The organism is Flavobacterium qiangtangense (genome assembly GCF_042658345.1).
In the GTDB taxonomy this organism is placed as follows: Bacteria; Bacteroidota; Bacteroidia; order Flavobacteriales; family Flavobacteriaceae; genus Flavobacterium; species Flavobacterium qiangtangense.
Genome location: NZ_JBHSQB010000007.1, coordinates 625791 through 643897 on the forward strand (window position 1 = coordinate 625791; position 18107 = coordinate 643897).

Here is an 18107-nt window from a genome sequence, read left to right on the forward strand (position 1 = left end):
ATGAGAGATTTTTGACCTAAAAATATCGATTAATAAAATTTAAAATTATCTTTATTGACGAATTAATATTTGAAGAATTTTATCATGAGAAGAAAAGTAACTTTAAAGCAAATCGCGAAGGAATTAGACGTCTCAATTTCAACTGTCTCAAAATCACTTCGAGATAGCCCAGAAATCAGCGAAGATACACGCCAAAAAGTACAAGCATTTGCTAAATTATACAACTATAAACCAAACTTAATTGCGCTTAGTTTAAAGAATAAAAAGACAAAAACCATCGGAATTATTATTCCTGAAATCGTTCACCATTTTTTCGCAACCGTAATTAGCGGCATCGAACATGTGGCAAACGAACATGGTTACAATGTTATCGTAACCTTATCTGACGAATCTTTTGACAAAGAAGTAATTAATATGGAAATGCTGGCAAACGGAACCATCGACGGTTTCATCATGTCGCTTTCAAAAGAAACACAGCACAAAAAAGATTTCCACCACATCACTGAGGTTATCAATCAAGGAATGCCGGTCGTGATGTTTGATCGCGTGACCAATGATGTTTTATGTGACAAGGTAATTATCGACGACAATTTGGCAGCTTATGAAGCGGTTCAGTCTTTAATAGATAAAGGTTTCAAGAAAATCGCTTTGATTACAACTGTTGATTATGTGAGTGTTGGAAAACTAAGAACCGACGGCTACATTAAAGCATTGAAAACTAATGATATTGTGGTTGATCCAAAATTGATCCTTAAAATAGAAGACATCGACATTTGTGATCATCAAATTGAAGAACTAATTAAAAACAACGAAATTGATGCTGTCTTTGCCGTAAACGAATTGTTTGCTGTCACCGCGATTAAAGCTGCGAAAATGGTCAATAAAAATGTTCCAGAAGATATTTCTGTAATTGGTTTTACTGACGGAATCATCTCAAAATATTCGTCACCAAGCATCACCACCGTTTCTCAAAACGGAATCAAAATGGGCGGAAAAGCAGCAAAAATGCTTATCGAAAGGTTAGAATCTGAAGAGGAAGAAGAAGAACATTTTAAAACGGAAGTTATCGAAACGCATTTGGTTTTAAGAGAATCTACGCCAACGTTGTAGTTCGAAACAATATCCTGTAAATCAAATATTTGAATCCTACATTTAAGCTATTCTCATTATGTTAAATTCTTAAATCTAAAACCTAAAATCCAAAATCTGTATATATTTGCAATAATTATCAATACTTATATTTTTACTTCGAACCAAAGATTAAGTTTTGATAAGCAATAACGCTTATCGTATATAAATCAACAAATTACGATAATGAAAAAGCGTAAATTAAGTTTCTTCGATATCTGGAACATGAGTTTTGGATATCTTGGAATACAAATGGGATTTGCCTTGCAAAATGCAAATGCCAGTAGAATTCTGCAAATTTTCGGCGCTGACGTACACAGTTTGTCTTGGTTTTGGATAGTTGCTCCTTTAATGGGATTAATTGTTCAACCAATAATCGGACATTATAGTGACAGAACTTGGACGCGTTTCGGCAGAAGAAAACCATACTTTTTAATCGGATCAATTTTAGCGGCTTTCGGATTAATTTTCATGCCACAATCTGCTGCATTAACAGCTTTTATGCCCGCACTTTGGGTTGGAGCGGGAATGCTAATGATTATGGACGCTTCGTTCAACATTGCCATGGAACCTTTCCGTGCTTTGGTGGCTGACTTGCTCCCGTCTGACCAGCGAACATTGGGCTTCAGCGTTCAAACTGCGTTGATTGGTTTTGGTGCTGTCATCGGTTCTTGGCTTCCGTATGCGTTGAGCAATTGGTTTGGAGTTTCTAGCGAAGCTTTGCCCGGAGAAGTTCCTTACCATTTAATTCTTTCCTTTATTATTGGTGCAATTGCTTTGATTGTGGCCGTTTTAATTACAATTTCCACAACCAAAGAATACTCTCCTGCAGAATTGGAAGCATTCGATAAAGCCGAAGGAATTGTTCACGAAGAAGAAAGTTCAAGCCTGATGAATATTTTTGAAGATTTCAAGAATATGCCACAAACAATGAAACAATTGGGCTGGGTACAATTCTTTTCGTGGTTTGCCTTGTTCGGAATGTGGGTTTTCGCAACTCCAGCAATCGCCCATCACGTTTACAACCTTCCTTTAGACGACACAAGCAGTAAAACCTATCAAGAAGCTGGTGACTGGGTTGGAATTATTTTCGGAGTTTACAACGGAATTTCTGCAATTTTCGCCTTCTTTTTGCCCTACATCGCTAAGAAAATTGGAAGAAAATCTACACACACTTTTTCATTAATCGCCGGAGGAATCGGATTGATTTCGGTCTATTTCGCTCCATCTCCAAATTGGTTGATCTTATCAATGGTCGGTGTGGGAATCGCTTGGGCAAGTATTTTGGCGATGCCTTATGCTATACTTTCGGGATCCATTCCTGCGAAAAAAATGGGCGTTTACATGGGAATCTTTAATTTCTTCATTGTAATCCCACAAATCATCAACGCTATCATTGGCGGTCCAATCGTTAAATATGTTTATGGTGGAAATCCAATCTATGCAATTGTAGCCAGCGGTGTTGCCTTTTTAATTGCAGCTACGTTTGTTTCGAGAGTAAAAGATGAAGACGACACAATTAAAGTATAAAATATTGAAAACAAAAGCATTCATATTCGACCTTGACGGAGTTATCGTTGACACGGCAAAATACCACTACTTAGCTTGGCAAAAAATTGCTAATCAGCTAGGAATCGAATTTACCCCAGAACACAACGAAGAATTAAAAGGTGTCAGCCGAGTTCGCTCGCTAGATCTTATCCTTGAATTAGGGAAAATTGAAGCAAGTCAGGAAAATAAAGACAAATGGCTAGTCCAAAAAAATGAAGATTATCTATCCTATTTGGTAGATATGGACGAAAGTGAAATTTTAAGCGGCGTTGTTCCGGTTTTAAAATTTTTGAAAGAACAAAACCAATTGATTGCGTTAGGTTCCGCAAGTAAAAATGCACGACCAATCTTAGAAAAAACAGGAATCATCGGTTATTTTGATGCGATCGTTGACGGAAACGATGTCACCAATGCAAAACCAGATCCAGAAGTTTTTTTAAGAGCCGCTCAACTTTTGAATGTTGCTCCAGAAAATGCAATTGTTTTTGAAGATTCTGTTGCCGGAGTTCAAGCGGCAAACATCGCCAATATGACAAGCGTTGGAATCGGCGAAGCAAAAATCTTGCACGAAGCAAAATTTATTTTCCCAGATTTCACACACATAGATGAGCAATTCATCGAATCATTAATCAAATAAATCACTGTTGAAGGTTTAGAGTTTAAGGTTTCAAGTTACGCAACCTTCCACTTTAAACAGTAAACTTTAAACAAAAAACACAATGAATCAAGACTATATAAAACCAGACAATTGGTCCATCATAGAAGAAGGATTTGATGCTGAAAGAGTCAAATCCTCCGAAAGTTTGTTCAGCATCGGTAATGGTGCAATGGGACAGCGTGCCAATTTTGAAGAAAATTATTCAGGCGAAACGTTCCAAGGAAGTTACATCGCCGGAATCTATTATCCAGACAAGACAAAAGTGGGCTGGTGGAAAAACGGCTATCCGGAATATTTCGCAAAAGTATTGAACGCTCCAAATTGGATCGGAATTGAAATTGAAATCAACGGCGAAAATTTTGACTTGGCTAAATGTAAATCGGTTTCCAATTTCAAGCGTGAATTGAATATGAAAGAAGGTATTTACTATCGTTCTTTCGAAGCTGTTTTACAAAATGGTGTGGAAATTTCAGCTAAAATCACACGTTTTCTTTCATTGGATATTGACGAATTAGGCGTTATCAATTATGAAATTACGCCTTTAAACGGAGAAGCAAACATCATTTTCAAGCCTTATGTGGATGCCGGAGTACACAATGAAGATGCGAACTGGGAGGAAAAATTCTGGGAACCGCTTGAGGTAAAACATTCAGAAAATGAAGCTTTTGTAACGGCAAGAACGTTCAAGACCCATTTTACAGCAACTACTTTTATGCAGAATTCGATTTTGTTGAATGGAAATTCAGTAAAACAAAATCCGTTTTATGTTCAAGTAAATGCAGATAAAATTCAGTTTTCTTACGAAGTAAAAATTGGAAATAAAGAAACAGTTTCTTTTCAAAAATTAGGAGGTTACACCGTTTCTTTAAACCACGAAAATACGCAAAGCGCGGCTCAAAACATAATTGCTGAAGGTTTGAAAATAGGCTACGAAAATCTATTGGAAAACCAAAAACAAGCTTGGTCAAAAATCTGGGAAATGTCAGACATTACCATCGATGGCGACGTAAAAGCACAGCAAGGAATCCGTTTTAATATTTTTCAATTGAACCAAACTTATTTGGGTAAGGATTCTCGTTTGAATATTGGCCCAAAAGGATTCACAGGAGAAAAATACGGCGGTTCGACTTATTGGGATACCGAGGCATATTGCATTCCGTTTTATATGGCGACAAAAGACCAGCAAGTTGCGAGAAATTTGTTGACGTATCGTTACAATCAATTGGATAAAGCCATTGAAAATGCTGGCAAATTAGGTTTTACAAATGGCGCAGCTTTGTACCCGATGGTTACGATGAACGGAGAAGAATGCCACAATGAATGGGAAATTACTTTTGAGGAAATCCATAGAAATGGTGCTATTGCTTTTGCAATTTTCAACTATTTCAGATTTACTGGTGATTACAGCTACATTCCAGAAAAAGGATTGGAAGTCTTAATCGGAATTGCTCGTTTTTGGCACCAAAGAGCGACATTTTCTACAAATAAAGATCAATTCGTAATTCTTGGCGTTACCGGTCCGAACGAATATGAGAATAATGTAAATAACAATTTCTACACAAATTATTTGGCGAAATGGTGTATCGATTACACTTTGGAACAAATCGAAAAAGTAGAAAAAGAATATGCTTCTGACCATTCAAGAATCATGTCTAAAGTAAATTTGGACAAAGGCGAAATGGCACAGTGGAAGAAAGTGGCCGATAAAATGTACCTTCCTTTTTCGGAAGAGCACGATGTTTATTTGCAACAAGACGGTTTCTTAGATAAAGAATTGGTGAAGGTAAATGACTTGGATAAAAGCCAAAGACCAATCAATCAAAAATGGTCTTGGGACAGAATTCTTCGTTCGCCTTACATCAAGCAAGCCGACGTTTTGCAAGGATTTTATTTCTTTGAAGATCATTTCTCGAAAGAACAATTGGAGAAACATTTTGATTTCTACGAGCCATTTACGGTTCACGAATCATCACTTTCGCCTTGTGTTCATTCGATTCAAGCGGCAGGCTTGGGCAGAATGGAACAAGCTTATACTTTCTACCTGAGAACTTCTCGATTGGATTTAGATGATTATAATAAGGAAGTGGAAGAAGGTTGTCATATTACAAGTATGGCCGGAACTTGGATGAGTATCGTCGAAGGTTTTGGAGGAATGCGGGTAAAAGACGACGCGTTGCATTTTGAACCAAGAATTCCAGAACAATGGAAAGGATATTCGTTTAAAATCAATTTCAGGAATCAGATTTTGCAAGTTTCTGTAGAAGCTAACGAAACCAAATTCAACTTGGAAGGCACAAAAGAGCTGACTGTTTTTGTGAATGGAAAAGCAGTTTTGGTGGAGCCGAATACTTTGGTTACAGTATAATATTCTTCAAATCACCCTGTCAGAGTTTCAAACTCTGACAGGGTTTTTAAAATATAAATAAATGAAAAAAACAATCCTACTTTTACTTTTGTCCATTTCCGCTTTCGCCCAAATTGATAAAATGGAACCACCTTTTTGGTATGCCGGAATGCACAATCCAGAACTTCAAATTATGTTCTACGGAAAAAATATCGCACAATATGAAGCTTCGGTTTCAAACAATGTCGTGATAAAAAACGTAGTCAAAACCGAAAATCCTAACTACATTTTCATCACGATCGACACTAAAAATCTTCCTGCTTCTGATTTTGTTTTCTCATTTAAGAACAAAAACAAGGTAGCTTTTACTAAAAATTATTCCTTAAAACAAAGACGTGCGAATTCTGCAGAACGTAAAAGTTTTGATTCGTCGGATATGATGTATCTGATCATGCCCGACCGCTTTGCAAATGGAAATCCGAATAACGACAGCAATTCAGCTACTACCGAAAAAGCCAATAGAAATTCGCCTGGCGGACGTCACGGTGGTGATATTGAGGGAATTATCAAAAACCTAGATTATCTTTCAGAATTGGGAGTTACGGCACTTTGGAGCACGCCACTTTGCGAAGACAACGATAAAGGTTACTCTTATCACGGTTATGGCCAATCAGACGTTTACAAAATCGACCCGCGTTATGGAACCAACGAAGAATATTTGAAGCTTTCATCTGAATTGAAAAAAAGAGGAATGAAACTTATAAAAGATTATGTGACGAATCATTGGGGTGCCCAACATTGGATGTACAAAGATTTGCCAACGTATGATTGGGTACATCAATTTCCAGGTTTTTCACAATCGAATTACAGAATGGCGACGCAATTTGACCCAAATGCTTCCGCAATCGATACAAAAAATTGTGTGGACGGTTGGTTTGTTCCGTCAATGCCCGATTTGAATCAATCGAATCCGTTGGTGTTGAATTACCTGACTCAAAACGCAATTTGGTGGATTGAATATGCCGATTTGGATGGTTACAGAGTCGATACGTATTCATACAATGACAAAGTTGGAATTGCAAAATGGACCAAAGCGATTACTGACGAATATCCTTATTTCAACATTGTTGGCGAGGTTTGGATGAACGACCAAGCCCAAATGGCATATTGGCAAAAAGACAGCAAAATTGCTGCAATCCAAAGCTATAATTCACATTTGCCAAGTGTAATGGACTTTACACTGCACAGTGCTTTTGGTAATGCTTTTAACGAAGACAAAGACAGCTGGAACGACGGAATGATCAAATTCTACGATAATTTTACGAATGATTTTCTGTATCCAAATATCAACAATATTTTGACTTTCGTAGAAAATCACGATACCGGAAGATTCAACCAAAATCATAAAAACGACATCAAAAAATACACGATGGCAATGGCTATGCTGGCGACAGTTCGTGGAATTCCGCAGTTGTATTATGGTTCAGAAATCGGAATGGCAGGCGACAAAGGAAAAGGTGATGCCGATATTCGTCAAGATTTTCCAGGAGGCTGGACTGGCGATAAAAATAACGCTTTCACAAAATCAGGAAGAACCGAAGAGCAAAATAAATTCTTCGATGTGACTTCAAAATTATTCCAATGGAGAAAAAATAAAAATGTTGTTCACTTCGGAAAAACTACGCATTACATTCCACAGGAAAACGTATATGTTTATTTCAGATATGATGACAAAGAAACGGTTATGGTAGTAATTAACAATTCCGCGGAAGCGAAAACCATCAAAACAAATCGCTTCCAAGAAAATATTAAAGCTTTCAAATCAGGGAAAGATGTGCTTTCTGGAAAATCAGTTGATGTTTCAAACGAAATTTCTTTGGAAGGAAAATCGGTTTTGGTTTTAGAATTGAAATAATAGCTCGCAAAGTATTTTAAATGAATCTCGCAAAGGCGCTAAGACGCAAAGTTTTACATTTTAATTAAAGACGGAATTAGAAGAATAGTAAATAATCTATAAAAACATCTCACAAACATCCAAAACTGCAAAGCTAAAATCAACAGAAACCTTTGCGCCTTTGCGAGACAAAACAATAATTTATGAAAAAAACAATCTTATTAGCAATTGCAATAACAGCTTTAATCTCCTGCAAAGACGATAAAAAAGCCGAAGAGAAAACGGTAGCAACAACACAAACAATCGCTCCAGTTTCAGATGCAACCGCTGAAAACGCAGTAATTTACGAAGCAAACATCCGTCAATATTCTCCAGAGGGAACGTTCAACGCGTTCACGAAAGACATTCCCGAATTGAAAAAATTAGGCGTAAAAGTAATCTGGCTGATGCCGATTTACCCAATTTCTATGAAAAATAGAAAAACTACTGACGGACGTTTAGTTTCTGACATCAAAGACCCAAAAGAAAAAGCAAAATATCTGGGAAGCTATTACGCTATCTCGGATTACACGGCAATCAATCCAGATTTGGGAACTAAGGAAGATTTCAGGAATTTGGTAAAAACGGCTCACGAAAACGGAATGTACGTGATTTTGGATTGGGTTGCAAACCACACGGGTTGGGACCACAAATGGATTACCGAACATCCCGAATATTACCATAAAAATGCAAAAGGTGAAGTAACCGACCCGCTGAATCCAGAAACAGGAAAATCTTGGGGATGGACAGATGTGGCGCATTTAGATTATGCTAACAAAGAGCTAAACGAAGCCATGAAAAATGAAATGTTGTATTGGGTAAAAGAAGAAAACATCGACGGTTTCCGTTGTGATGTGGCCGACAATGTTCCGACCGAGTTTTGGCAAAATGCCATTCCAGCGTTGAAAAAAGTGAAGCCTGTTTTTATGCTGATGGAATCCAACAAAAACTATCTTTTGAAAGACGGACTTTTTGATATGGGCTATGGTTGGGAAGCACACCACGTGATGAATGACATCAATAAAGGCACGAAAACAGTGAAAGATTTGGACGCAGTTTTTACTAAAATTAGTAAAGAATACGAAAAAAATGACTTCTTCATGAACTTCACATCCAACCACGACGAAAATTCTTGGAACGGAACGGAATACGACAGAATGGGCGATGGTGTTGAGGCTTACACGGCTTTGACGTATGTGATGCCTGGAATGCCGTTGATTTACACTGGTCAAGAGTATGATTTAAAACGCAAGTTGAAATTCTTCGAGAAAGATTCTATTCCAAAAACAAAGGCAAAAATGTTCCCAATCTATGAAAAATTAGGCGCCTTAAAAAACAACAACGAAGCCTTAAATGGAGGGAAAAACCCAGCGTCTTACAAACGTTTGACAACTTCTGCGGATGCAAATATCTTTGCTTTCGAAAGAGAAAAAGCTGGTAAAAAAGTCTTGTATATCGGAAATTTATCCAAAAAAGACCAAGAATTTACGACACCAATTGACGGAACTTTCACCAATTATATGACTGGCGAAAAAGTGACTTTAGCAAAGGACCAAAAACACAATTTCAAACCTTGGCAATACTGGGTTTTGACGAATTAGATTGAAATATAAAAATTTTAAAAGCACAAATCTTCACGGTTTGTGCTTTTTTATTTTCCCACTATTTGTCATTCCGACGAAGGAGGAATCTCTGTATTTTGCTCAAGTCGCGAAGATTCCTCCTTCGTCGGAATGACAAGTTTGTTGACAAACTTTGCTTTCTTATATCGAAGAAAATCTGCGAATCTGCGGTAAAAGATTAAAAATAAAAAGCATTACTTTTGCAAAAATTCTTCCCTTGAAAAAAGTATTAAACATCGGACATCGCGGAGCCAAAGGTCACGAACCCGAAAACACGCTTCCATCCTTCCAAAAAGCATTAGATTTAAACGCTGACGGAATTGAGCTGGACGTTCACGTTTGCAAAACCGGAGAATTGATTGTCATCCACGATTTCAATGTAGACAGAACCACAAATGGTTCGGGAGCAGTTTCAGAATTATCACTTTCCGAAATAAAAGCCTTGCAAATAAATAATGAAATTGAAATCCCAACTTTGGTAGAAGTCATCGATTTGGTCGGAAAAAAGTGCTTCATCAACATCGAATTAAAAGGACGACATACCGCAAAACCCGTTTCGGATCTGATAGAAAAATACATTCTTGAAAAAGAATATTCTTATGAAGATTTCATTGTTTCAAGTTTTCAACGAGAAGAATTGGAAATGCTATTTACCATCAATCCAAGAATACATTTAGGCGTTTTGTCGCAGGCTAGTGTTGCGCAAGCATTGGAATGGGCAAATGCTTTTTCAGCGAAAGCCATTCATCCACATTTCAGCCTTTTGACCGAACACAATGTTCAAAAAGCACAAGAACAAGGTTTCAAAGTCTACACATGGACAATCAATGAAACCGAAGACATCGAACGAATTAAATCCTATAACGTAAACGGAATCATCACCGATTTCCCAGAAAGAATATGAGCCAGAATTTTGACATTATCATCGTTGGCGGAGGAGCCGGAGGTTTTTTTACCGCGATAAATATCGCTGAGAAGCATCCAAAATTGAAAATTGCAATTTTAGAAAGAGGCAAAGAAGTTTTGACGAAAGTCAGAATTTCTGGAGGCGGAAGATGCAATGTCACGCACGCATGCTTTGAACCTAATGAATTGGTCAAATTTTATCCGCGTGGCGAAAAAGAGCTCCGTGGTCCTTTTCATCAATTCTGTTCGGGCGACACGATTGAATGGTTCGAAAAGCACGGTGTGGAATTAAAAATTGAAGAAGACGGAAGAATGTTTCCTGTTTCAAATTCTTCCCAAACGATTATCGATTGTTTCACAACAGCTACAAAAAAACTCGGAATCCAAGTTTTGACTGGACAAAGTGTTCAATCGATATATAAATCAGAGACTTCGGATGGAAATTTCTGGAAAATAGAAACCCAAAATGAGCAATACATCTGTGAAAAATTAGTTTTGGCTACAGGAAGCAACCCCAAAATGTGGGAAATGATTCAAGATTTCGGGCATTCGATTGTGAGTCCGGTTCCTTCTTTATTTACCTTTAACATAAAAGATTCGAGGATAAAAGAATTGCCGGGCGTTTCCGCACAAGTTTCGGTGAAAGTAAAAGACACGAAGTTAACTTCAACCGGACCTTTATTGGTCACGCATTGGGGAATGAGTGGACCTGCCATTTTGAAATTATCTGCTTGGGGAGCGAGGATTCTATTCGAAAAGAATTACCAATTCACCATTTTTGTAAACTGGCTGAATGATGTTGACACTGAAGATGCTGAAAAAATCTTGAAAGAATTGAAGCAAGAACATTCCAAGAAAACTGTTTCCAAGAAATCGCCTTTTGAGTTCCCGAACCGTCTTTGGGAAAGTCTGGTTTTGGCTTCTGGAATTTCTGACGAAACAAAATGGGCTGATTTATCAAAAAATCAATTGCAAAATTTATCCAATCAACTCACAAACGGACAATTCCAAGTAAACGGAAAAAGTACCTTCAAAGAAGAATTTGTAACCGCTGGCGGAATCGACTTGAAGGAAATCAACTTCAAAACAATGGAAAGCAAATTGCATCAGAATTTATATTTTGCAGGAGAAATTGTAAATATTGATGCGATTACTGGTGGATTTAATTTTCAGAATGCTTGGACGAGTGGGTTTATTGTGGCGAATGCGATTAACGAATTGAAAATCTTATGAAAATCGCAACTTGGAATATCGAAAGATTAAAACACAGTAAAAATATTGCTGAAATAATCGAGATATGCGAAAATATTGACGCTGAGATTTTTGTGCTTACGGAATATGACGAAAGAGTAGAGTTAAAAAATTATCCATATAAAATAGCTACTAAAAGCCTTTCTGAACTAGATGCTAATTTTTACAACAAAAGTGAAAAACGAGTCATAATATATTCCAAATATGAAATCACGAATCGGTTAAAAACTTATGATGAATTCATTTCTTGCTGTGCAGAAATAAATACTGAAATCGGCAAGATTAATGTTTATGGAACAATTATCGGGGTTTTTGGAAACCGAAATGAGAACTTCAAAACGGACTTGTCACGACAATTGTTAGATTACGAGCAATATTCTAAAGACCAAACCTTTTGTGTAATTGGAGATTTTAATATTTCATTTTCTGACAATTATTATTTTACGGAATTTGGTCGCAAAGAATTGAACCATTTTTTTGAAGTTAACAAACTAAAAATTTTGACGAAAGACCTATCAGAATCTATTGATCACATTGCAATGAACGATAATTTTTTGGAAGGGTTTGATTTTAAAATAACAGAATGGAATCCTGATAAAAAATTATCTGACCACAAAGGAGTTTCAATCCAATTCATAAATCAAAAATCTTAAATCAATAATCATTTGTTAAGCCACCAAATACTAGCATTCAAAACCGTCGCAAAACTTACCCACAGTAAATACGGAACAAATAAATAGCCCGAGAATTTATTGATTTTAGCGAACTTGATATATGTTTCATAAATCATCAGCCAAAGCAAAACAATTTCGATTAAAGCTAATAATGGGTTTTTTAATCCGAAGAATAAATACGACCAAAGCGCATTTAGGCCTAATTGAATTGCGAAGAATAACATCGCTTTTTTAACTTCCTCCCTTTTTGGCGAATTGATTTCGTGCCAAACCAAACCGCCCGCGATTCCCATCATCACGTATAAGGTCGTCCAAACTGGCGCAAAAAGCCAATTCGGCGGATTAAAACTTGGTTTTTCAATTGTTGTGTACCAAGTTTCCACACTCGGGCGCGTCACCAAACTTGAAAAATAAGCAACTGCAAGGCAAGTCACCACTAAAACCAATATTCTTGTATATTTATTCATCTTCTTTTTTGTAAAGTTCACTCCTTGTTCAAAAAATGAAACACAGATTTCACAAATTTACACAAATTAATCTGTGTTAATCTGTGAAATCTGCGTTACACATAATTTTTAACTCAAAAAAAGTATCTTTGCAAAAATTATTTCTATGATTCTTGAAAAGGATTTTATTCCAGCAAAATATACAAATTATATTGAAAAAGGTGCTTTTAAATGGAGCGCTCCGAGTAATATTGCATTAGTTAAATATTGGGGAAAAAAGGAAAACCAAGTTCCTGCAAATCCTTCAATTAGTTTCACTTTAAACAACTGCAAGACAATTACTTCACTGAGTTTTTCAAAAAAAGAAAATACAGAAAATTTCTCTTTTGATTTGTTATTTGAAGGAAAACCAAAAGAAGATTTCAAGCCAAAAATTCAGAAGTTCTTTGAACGAATTGAGAAATATTTGCCATTTTTAAAAGACTACCATTTCACGATTGATACTGAAAATACGTTTCCGCACAGTTCCGGAATTGCTTCGTCGGCTTCGGGAATGTCGGCTTTGGCGATGAATTTAATGAGTTTGGAAAAAGAATTATCCCGAAACTTCGGGACTGAAATGACGGACGATTATTTTTTTCAGAAAGCTTCATTTTTGGCTAGATTAGGTTCTGGAAGCGCTTGCAGAAGTGTAAAAGGAAGTATTGTGGTTTGGGGAAATTCTAAAATCGAAGGAAGTTCTGATTTATTTGGAGTGGAATTTCCGAACCAAATTCATGAAAATTTTAAGAATTATCAAGATACTATTTTATTGGTTGACAAAGGAGAAAAACAGGTTTCGAGCACGGTTGGTCACGATTTAATGCACAATCATCCTTACGCAGAAAGACGTTTTGAGCAAGCGTACGAAAATCTTTCGAAAATAAAAACCGTTTTAGAATCAGGAAATTTAGATGAATTTATCAAAATTGTGGAAAGCGAAGCCTTGACTTTGCACGCCATGATGATGACTTCGATGCCTTATTTTATTTTGATGAAACCGAATACTTTGGAAATCATCAACAAGATTTGGAAATTCAGGAACGAGATGCAAATTCCGGTTTGTTTTACGTTGGATGCTGGTGCAAATGTGCACGTTTTATATCCCGAAAACGTTCGCGAGAAAGTTTTAGAATTTATTAAAGATGAATTAGTTGGCTATTGCCAAAACTCGCAATATATTTGCGATGAAATTGGATTTGGTGCAACTAAACTATAATTTTCGTATCTTTAATTAAAATTTGGATTATGGACATTCAATTGGAAAAGCAGGAATTGATGAAAAGATTGTCAGAAACGAACGATCCTAGCATAATTGAATCTATCAAAAAGATTTTTCAGAAAGAAAAAAAAGATTGGTGGAATGAATTGAGTGAGAATCATAAAGCAACTATTGAGCAAGGTGAAAAAGATTTTGAAAATGGAGATTTTGTAACATCTGAAGATTTTTTTTCGATGCTAAAAGCGAGATGAGAAAAATAACTGTTTCAAAAACTGCTCTGAAAAACTCTTTGTCCATTGCGGAATATATTGAAGCTAAATTTTCGGTAAAAGCGAGAAGTGAATTTGTTGAAAAGCTGGAAAAGGGTTTTGAAATGATTCGGTTAAATCCGGAAATATTTCCAAAATCAGAAATCAATGCAAATAGATTTCGATTTGTTTTAACTAAGCAAACAACAATATATTATAGATTTAATAATTCAGAAATTAGAATTTTAGCTTTATTCGACACCAGACAAAACCCAAATAAAATTAAGAAAGACATCAAATAATATGAAAGGACCATTATTTTACTCAAAAATATTACTCTTCGGTGAACACGCAATAAACAAAGGTTCTCGAGGTTTGTCCATTCCCTATAATTTTTTTAACGGCGGATTGAAGGTTGACGACAATCTTTCTGATGAAGCCACAAACTCAAATGCAAGCTTGAAGCGTTTTGTTGCGTATTTGGAAACAATGCAACAAGAAAATCCAGAGCTTGTGAAATTCAATATTGAGCTGTTGAAGCTGAATGTTGAAGCCGGAATGTATTTTGATTCCAGCATTCCGCAAGGTTATGGAATTGGAAGCAGTGGCGCTTTGGTGGCTGCAATTTATGACCAATATGCTGAAAATAAAATCACGGTTTTAGAAAATCTGACTCGTGAAAAACTATTAAAATTAAAGCAGATTTTTTCTAAAATGGAATCTTTTTTCCACGGAACAAGTTCTGGTTTAGACCCTTTGAACAGCTATTTGAGCATTCCAATTTTGATTAATTCGCACGATAATATTGAAGCGACTGGAATTCCTACTCAAAGTTTGACCGGTAAAGGCGCTGTATTTTTATTGGATTCTGGAAAAGTAAAAGAAACCGCTCCGATGGTTTCCCTTTTTATGGAAAGCTTGAAAGACAAAGGTTTTAGAGCGATGGTAAAAAACCAATTCGTGAAATATACCGACGCAAGTATCGATGATTTCCTTCATGGAGATATTAAAGGTTTATTAGCAAATACCAAAAAACTTTCAAAAGTGGTTTTGAATAACTTTAAGCCAATGATTCCAGAGCAATTCCACGGAATTTGGCAAAAAGGTTTAGATTCAAATGACTATTATTTGAAACTTTGCGGTTCTGGCGGAGGCGGTTATATTCTTGGATTTACGCAAGATTATGAGAAAGCCAAAGAAGCTTTGAAAGATTATAAGTTGGAAGTTGTTTATCAGTTCTAGTCAATAGAAATCAGGCAGAAGCCAAAAGTTTTTCGAGATAAATTTTAGTTTTGGTCAAAACCTTAGACCATAAACCCAAAACCTTTTACCCAAAAAAAATGCTAAGCAGAAAGAACAAACTTCTTGTAATGAAAATTATCAGTTTGTTTTCTGTGGTTCGCGGGTACAATATTCCGGTTATTTTATTGGCGCAATATCTTTCGGCCATTTTTATTTTGTCGCCTGAAGATGTGCGGGCGTTGGATGTGATTTTAGATATCAATTTATTTATTTTGGTATTGGTTTCAAGTTTTTGCATCGCTTCGGGATATATCATCAATAATTTTTATGACGCGCAGAAAGATTTAATCAACCGTCCGAATAAGTCTATGTTGGACCGTTTGGTGAGCCAGAAAACGAAACTTTATGTCTATTTCGGACTGAATTTCTTGTCTGTATTTTTGGCTTATTTTGTTTCCTGGCGCGTGAGTTTATTTTATTCGGTTTACATTTTCTTAATTTGGTTTTACTCACATAAATTGAAGAAATATCCAATTATAGGAAATTTGACCGCTTCGGTTTTGGCGGTTTTCCCTTTCTTCGGAATTTTGCTTTATTACTTTAAAGGACAATATTTAGAATATGACTGGCAAAAAATCGGGATTATTTTTGGGCATGCTATCTTTTTATTTCTGCTGATTTTAATTCGGGAAATGGTCAAGGATTTAGAGAATATGAAAGGCGATTTTGTGAGCGATTACAAGACGGTTCCTGTGGTTTATGGCGAACGAGTTTCAAAAATTGCGATTACGGTTTTGACCACTCTGACTGTGATTCCGGTTTATTTTTTGGTCGACATTTATGAAGTCGGTTATATGGTGATTTACTTTTATATCTGTATGATTTTAATGATTTTCCTTATTATAAAATTATGGAAATCAACTTCGAAGGAAGATTTTTTAAAACTTCATAATCTTCTTAAATTCATTATTGTGGCAGGGGTTTTTTGTATCGTGCTGATTGACCCGACGGTTTTGTGGCACGGAAAAAAGGTTTTGCTGGCGGTTAGTGTTTTATAATTTCTCGTACAAAAACGTTGGAAATTTTGGCTAAAGCCAATTCCGATTTTCTTTTACATCGGGTTAAAGCCCGATGCTATTGATTTAATTCTCGTGTTTCTACCGATATTAAATTCCTAAGGGATAATTTTTTACGCACAATTTATAGATAATCTTCGTCCCTAGCCCTGATTGAACCGGAAATCCTTTTTTGAGCAATGGCTATTTTTTGCTGACACAAAAGAGCGACCAACGGAAGCTCCTTTTGTGGCTTGCAAAAAAAGACATTGATAAAAAAGATTGCAGGGAAAAGCAGGAAATAGCTTCAAAAAAATCGAATCGTCCAATATACTAGGGATTTACCGTCGAAAAATGTTATCTTTGCACAAATTTAGAACGATGAACAAGAATGACGGAGGCAAAAAGGGAAGCGCCTCAAACAGATCTGGTGGAAAAAGCAGTTTTAGCAAGTCTAAACCAGCGTTGCCAAAGAGAGCTCAAGGGCCGAAAAAAGCGAAGCCAACTGTAGCAAAAGCGGCGGATGTGAATCCGGAGAAGCCTGCAAAGAAAGCGAACCAAGCTCCGAAAAGACAGAAAGCGGAAGGCGAAATGCGTCTTAACAAATACATCGCGAATTCGGGAGTTTGCTCTCGTCGCGAGGCTGATATTTATATTCAATCTGGGAATGTGAAAGTGAACGGAGTTCCGGTTACTGAGATGGGATACCTTGTAAAATCTACTGATGTGGTGAATTTTGACGGAAGTGTTTTGACTCCGGAGAAAAAAGAATACTTGCTTTTAAACAAGCCAAAAAACTTTACGACTGCTTTTGATGAAGGTTTTGAGCACCGTCACGTATCTGAATTGGTTCGTGGTGGAAGCAAATCGCCGTTGACTCCGGTGGGAAGAATGGACAAAAACACGACTGGCTTGTTGCTGTTCACGAATGACACGGATATGATTCGAAAATTTACGATTCCGAATCAAAAATCGTCTAAAATTTATCAGGTTTCTTTAGACAAAAACTTGAAATATGAAGATTTAGAGAAAATTCAAAAAGGAATGACGATTGAAGGTCACCGCATTAGCGTTGAAGAAGTTAGCTATATTGACGACCAGCCAAAAAGCGAAATCGGACTTAAATTGCGTACTTCAAATGTGAAAGTGGTTCGCCATATTTTTGAGCATTTGAGCTATGATGTTTTGAGAATTGACCGTGTGGCTTTTGCTGGTTTGACAAAGAAAAATCTTCCGAGAGGAAATTACAGAGCTTTGACCGAACAGGAAATTATCAATTTGAAAAACGTTTAGTTTTTGCCACAAATTGCACGAATTAGAAAATAAAAACAAACCGCAGATTCGCAGATTTTTTCTGTAATCTGCGGTTTTTACTTTACAAAATATATGAATCCAGAAACTTTACAATCTATTGCTTTTCGTTGGTTTGACGCTTTTAATAATCATAATTTAGAGCAACTTTTGTCGCTTTATGATGAGGAAGCGAAACATTTTAGTCCGAAATTAAAAATCAGAAAACCAGAAACGAATGGTTTTGTGGAAGGAAAATCGGCGTTGCGCGAATGGTGGAAAGAGGCGTTCGAAAGACTTCCTTCGTTGCATTATAAAGTGACTTCGTTGACTGCAAATGGCGACCGAGTTTTTATGGAATATGTGAGAAATGTGGACGACGAAGACGATATGCTAGTCGCGGAAGTTCTGGAAGTTAAAGACGGAAAGATAATTGCTTCGCGCGTTTATCACGGATAATAAAAAAAACCTTCGGTTAATTTCCGAAGGTTTTTTTAT

At 36.4% G+C, this 18107-nt stretch carries 17 protein-coding genes; 16 read left to right on the top strand and 1 reads right to left on the bottom strand.

Annotation, left to right across the window (positions count from 1 at the left end; all coding sequences use genetic code 11):
• Positions 1-84: 84 nt before the first annotated feature.
• From ACFPVY_RS10620 to ACFPVY_RS10660, 9 genes are all read left to right on the top strand, one after another.
• Complete coding sequence (locus tag ACFPVY_RS10620) at positions 85-1110, top strand: LacI family DNA-binding transcriptional regulator (RefSeq protein WP_379791974.1); 1026 nt, start codon at positions 85-87, stop codon at positions 1108-1110.
• A gap of 204 nt (positions 1111-1314) precedes the next feature.
• Positions 1315-2658 carry an MFS transporter gene (locus ACFPVY_RS10625; RefSeq protein WP_379791975.1) on the top strand — a complete coding sequence of 448 codons (1344 nt, stop codon included), beginning with the start codon at positions 1315-1317 and terminating at the stop codon, positions 2656-2658.
• Positions 2659-2662: 4 nt separating this feature from the next.
• Complete coding sequence (gene pgmB / locus ACFPVY_RS10630) at positions 2663-3316, top strand: beta-phosphoglucomutase (RefSeq protein ID WP_379792010.1); 654 nt, start codon at positions 2663-2665, stop codon at positions 3314-3316.
• 82 nt (positions 3317-3398) lie between these two features.
• Positions 3399-5702: a glycoside hydrolase family 65 protein gene (locus tag ACFPVY_RS10635; RefSeq protein WP_379791976.1), complete on the top strand. Its 2304-nt coding sequence runs from the start codon at positions 3399-3401 to the stop codon at positions 5700-5702.
• A gap of 61 nt (positions 5703-5763) precedes the next feature.
• Positions 5764-7596: a glycoside hydrolase family 13 protein gene (locus ACFPVY_RS10640; RefSeq protein WP_379791977.1), complete on the top strand. Its 1833-nt coding sequence runs from the start codon at positions 5764-5766 to the stop codon at positions 7594-7596.
• Positions 7597-7778: 182 nt separating this feature from the next.
• Positions 7779-9215 (top strand): alpha-amylase family glycosyl hydrolase, encoded by a 1437-nt coding sequence (locus tag ACFPVY_RS10645; RefSeq protein WP_379791978.1) that lies wholly within the window; start codon positions 7779-7781, stop codon positions 9213-9215.
• A 238-nt stretch (positions 9216-9453) separates the two neighbouring features.
• Positions 9454-10140, top strand: a complete 687-nt coding sequence (locus ACFPVY_RS10650) for a glycerophosphodiester phosphodiesterase (RefSeq protein ID WP_379791979.1) — start codon at positions 9454-9456, stop codon at positions 10138-10140.
• Entirely contained in the window at positions 10137-11375 is a 1239-nt protein-coding gene (locus ACFPVY_RS10655; RefSeq protein ID WP_379791980.1) for a BaiN/RdsA family NAD(P)/FAD-dependent oxidoreductase, read from the top strand. The genes ACFPVY_RS10650 and ACFPVY_RS10655 overlap by 4 nt, the downstream gene beginning before the upstream one ends.
• Positions 11372-12046 carry an endonuclease/exonuclease/phosphatase family protein gene (locus ACFPVY_RS10660; protein WP_379791981.1) on the top strand — a complete coding sequence of 225 codons (675 nt, stop codon included), beginning with the start codon at positions 11372-11374 and terminating at the stop codon, positions 12044-12046. The genes ACFPVY_RS10655 and ACFPVY_RS10660 overlap by 4 nt, the downstream gene beginning before the upstream one ends.
• 8 nt (positions 12047-12054) lie before the next feature.
• Here the strand turns inward: ACFPVY_RS10660 and ACFPVY_RS10665 are convergent, their stop codons facing one another.
• On the bottom strand, positions 12055-12534 hold the full coding sequence (locus tag ACFPVY_RS10665; protein WP_379791982.1) for a TspO/MBR family protein: 480 nt from the start codon (positions 12532-12534) through the stop codon (positions 12055-12057).
• A gap of 145 nt (positions 12535-12679) precedes the next feature.
• On the opposite strand from ACFPVY_RS10665, the gene ACFPVY_RS10670 reads away from it, so the two are divergent.
• The 7 genes from ACFPVY_RS10670 to ACFPVY_RS10700 all read left to right on the top strand — a co-directional run bounded on the left by ACFPVY_RS10670 (position 12680) and on the right by ACFPVY_RS10700 (position 18068).
• Complete coding sequence (locus ACFPVY_RS10670) at positions 12680-13771, top strand: diphosphomevalonate decarboxylase (protein WP_379791983.1); 1092 nt, start codon at positions 12680-12682, stop codon at positions 13769-13771.
• 29 nt (positions 13772-13800) lie between these two features.
• A complete protein-coding gene (locus tag ACFPVY_RS10675) occupies positions 13801-14025 on the top strand; it encodes a hypothetical protein (protein WP_379791984.1) in 225 nt (74 codons plus the stop codon).
• The gene (locus ACFPVY_RS10680) at positions 14022-14324 is read left to right on the top strand and encodes a type II toxin-antitoxin system RelE/ParE family toxin (protein ID WP_379791985.1); all 303 of its coding nucleotides are present in this window, start codon (positions 14022-14024) and stop codon (positions 14322-14324) included. The genes ACFPVY_RS10675 and ACFPVY_RS10680 overlap by 4 nt, the downstream gene beginning before the upstream one ends.
• Position 14325: 1 nt before the next feature.
• On the top strand, positions 14326-15264 hold the full coding sequence (locus ACFPVY_RS10685) for a mevalonate kinase family protein (RefSeq protein ID WP_379791986.1): 939 nt from the start codon (positions 14326-14328) through the stop codon (positions 15262-15264).
• Positions 15265-15362: 98 nt separating this feature from the next.
• Positions 15363-16322 (top strand): geranylgeranylglycerol-phosphate geranylgeranyltransferase, encoded by a 960-nt coding sequence (locus ACFPVY_RS10690; RefSeq protein WP_379791987.1) that lies wholly within the window; start codon positions 15363-15365, stop codon positions 16320-16322.
• 378 nt (positions 16323-16700) lie between these two features.
• A complete protein-coding gene (locus ACFPVY_RS10695) occupies positions 16701-17612 on the top strand; it encodes a pseudouridine synthase (RefSeq protein WP_379791988.1) in 912 nt (303 codons plus the stop codon).
• A gap of 93 nt (positions 17613-17705) precedes the next feature.
• Positions 17706-18068, top strand: a complete 363-nt coding sequence (locus ACFPVY_RS10700) for a nuclear transport factor 2 family protein (RefSeq protein WP_379791989.1) — start codon at positions 17706-17708, stop codon at positions 18066-18068.
• The last annotated feature ends 39 nt before the right edge of the window (positions 18069-18107 follow it).

Bases quoted from the DNA above. Each gene is read 5' to 3' on its own strand.
- ACFPVY_RS10675 (WP_379791984.1), top strand. From the start codon at position 13,801: ATGGACATTCAATTGGAAAAGCAGGAATTGATGAAAAGATTGTCAGAA.
- ACFPVY_RS10670 (WP_379791983.1), top strand. From the start codon at position 12,680: ATGATTCTTGAAAAGGATTTTATTCCAGCAAAATATACAAATTATATT.
- ACFPVY_RS10695 (WP_379791988.1), top strand. From the start codon at position 16,701: ATGAACAAGAATGACGGAGGCAAAAAGGGAAGCGCCTCAAACAGATCT.
- ACFPVY_RS10665 (WP_379791982.1), bottom strand. From the start codon at position 12,534: ATGAATAAATATACAAGAATATTGGTTTTAGTGGTGACTTGCCTTGCA.
- ACFPVY_RS10640 (WP_379791977.1), top strand. From the start codon at position 5,764: ATGAAAAAAACAATCCTACTTTTACTTTTGTCCATTTCCGCTTTCGCC.
- ACFPVY_RS10685 (WP_379791986.1), top strand. From the start codon at position 14,326: ATGAAAGGACCATTATTTTACTCAAAAATATTACTCTTCGGTGAACAC.
- ACFPVY_RS10655 (WP_379791980.1), top strand. From the start codon at position 10,137: ATGAGCCAGAATTTTGACATTATCATCGTTGGCGGAGGAGCCGGAGGT.
- ACFPVY_RS10645 (WP_379791978.1), top strand. From the start codon at position 7,779: ATGAAAAAAACAATCTTATTAGCAATTGCAATAACAGCTTTAATCTCC.
- ACFPVY_RS10620 (WP_379791974.1), top strand. From the start codon at position 85: ATGAGAAGAAAAGTAACTTTAAAGCAAATCGCGAAGGAATTAGACGTC.
- ACFPVY_RS10700 (WP_379791989.1), top strand. From the start codon at position 17,706: ATGAATCCAGAAACTTTACAATCTATTGCTTTTCGTTGGTTTGACGCT.
- ACFPVY_RS10625 (WP_379791975.1), top strand. From the start codon at position 1,315: ATGAAAAAGCGTAAATTAAGTTTCTTCGATATCTGGAACATGAGTTTT.
- ACFPVY_RS10680 (WP_379791985.1), top strand. From the start codon at position 14,022: ATGAGAAAAATAACTGTTTCAAAAACTGCTCTGAAAAACTCTTTGTCC.
- ACFPVY_RS10635 (WP_379791976.1), top strand. From the start codon at position 3,399: ATGAATCAAGACTATATAAAACCAGACAATTGGTCCATCATAGAAGAA.
- ACFPVY_RS10660 (WP_379791981.1), top strand. From the start codon at position 11,372: ATGAAAATCGCAACTTGGAATATCGAAAGATTAAAACACAGTAAAAAT.
- ACFPVY_RS10690 (WP_379791987.1), top strand. From the start codon at position 15,363: ATGCTAAGCAGAAAGAACAAACTTCTTGTAATGAAAATTATCAGTTTG.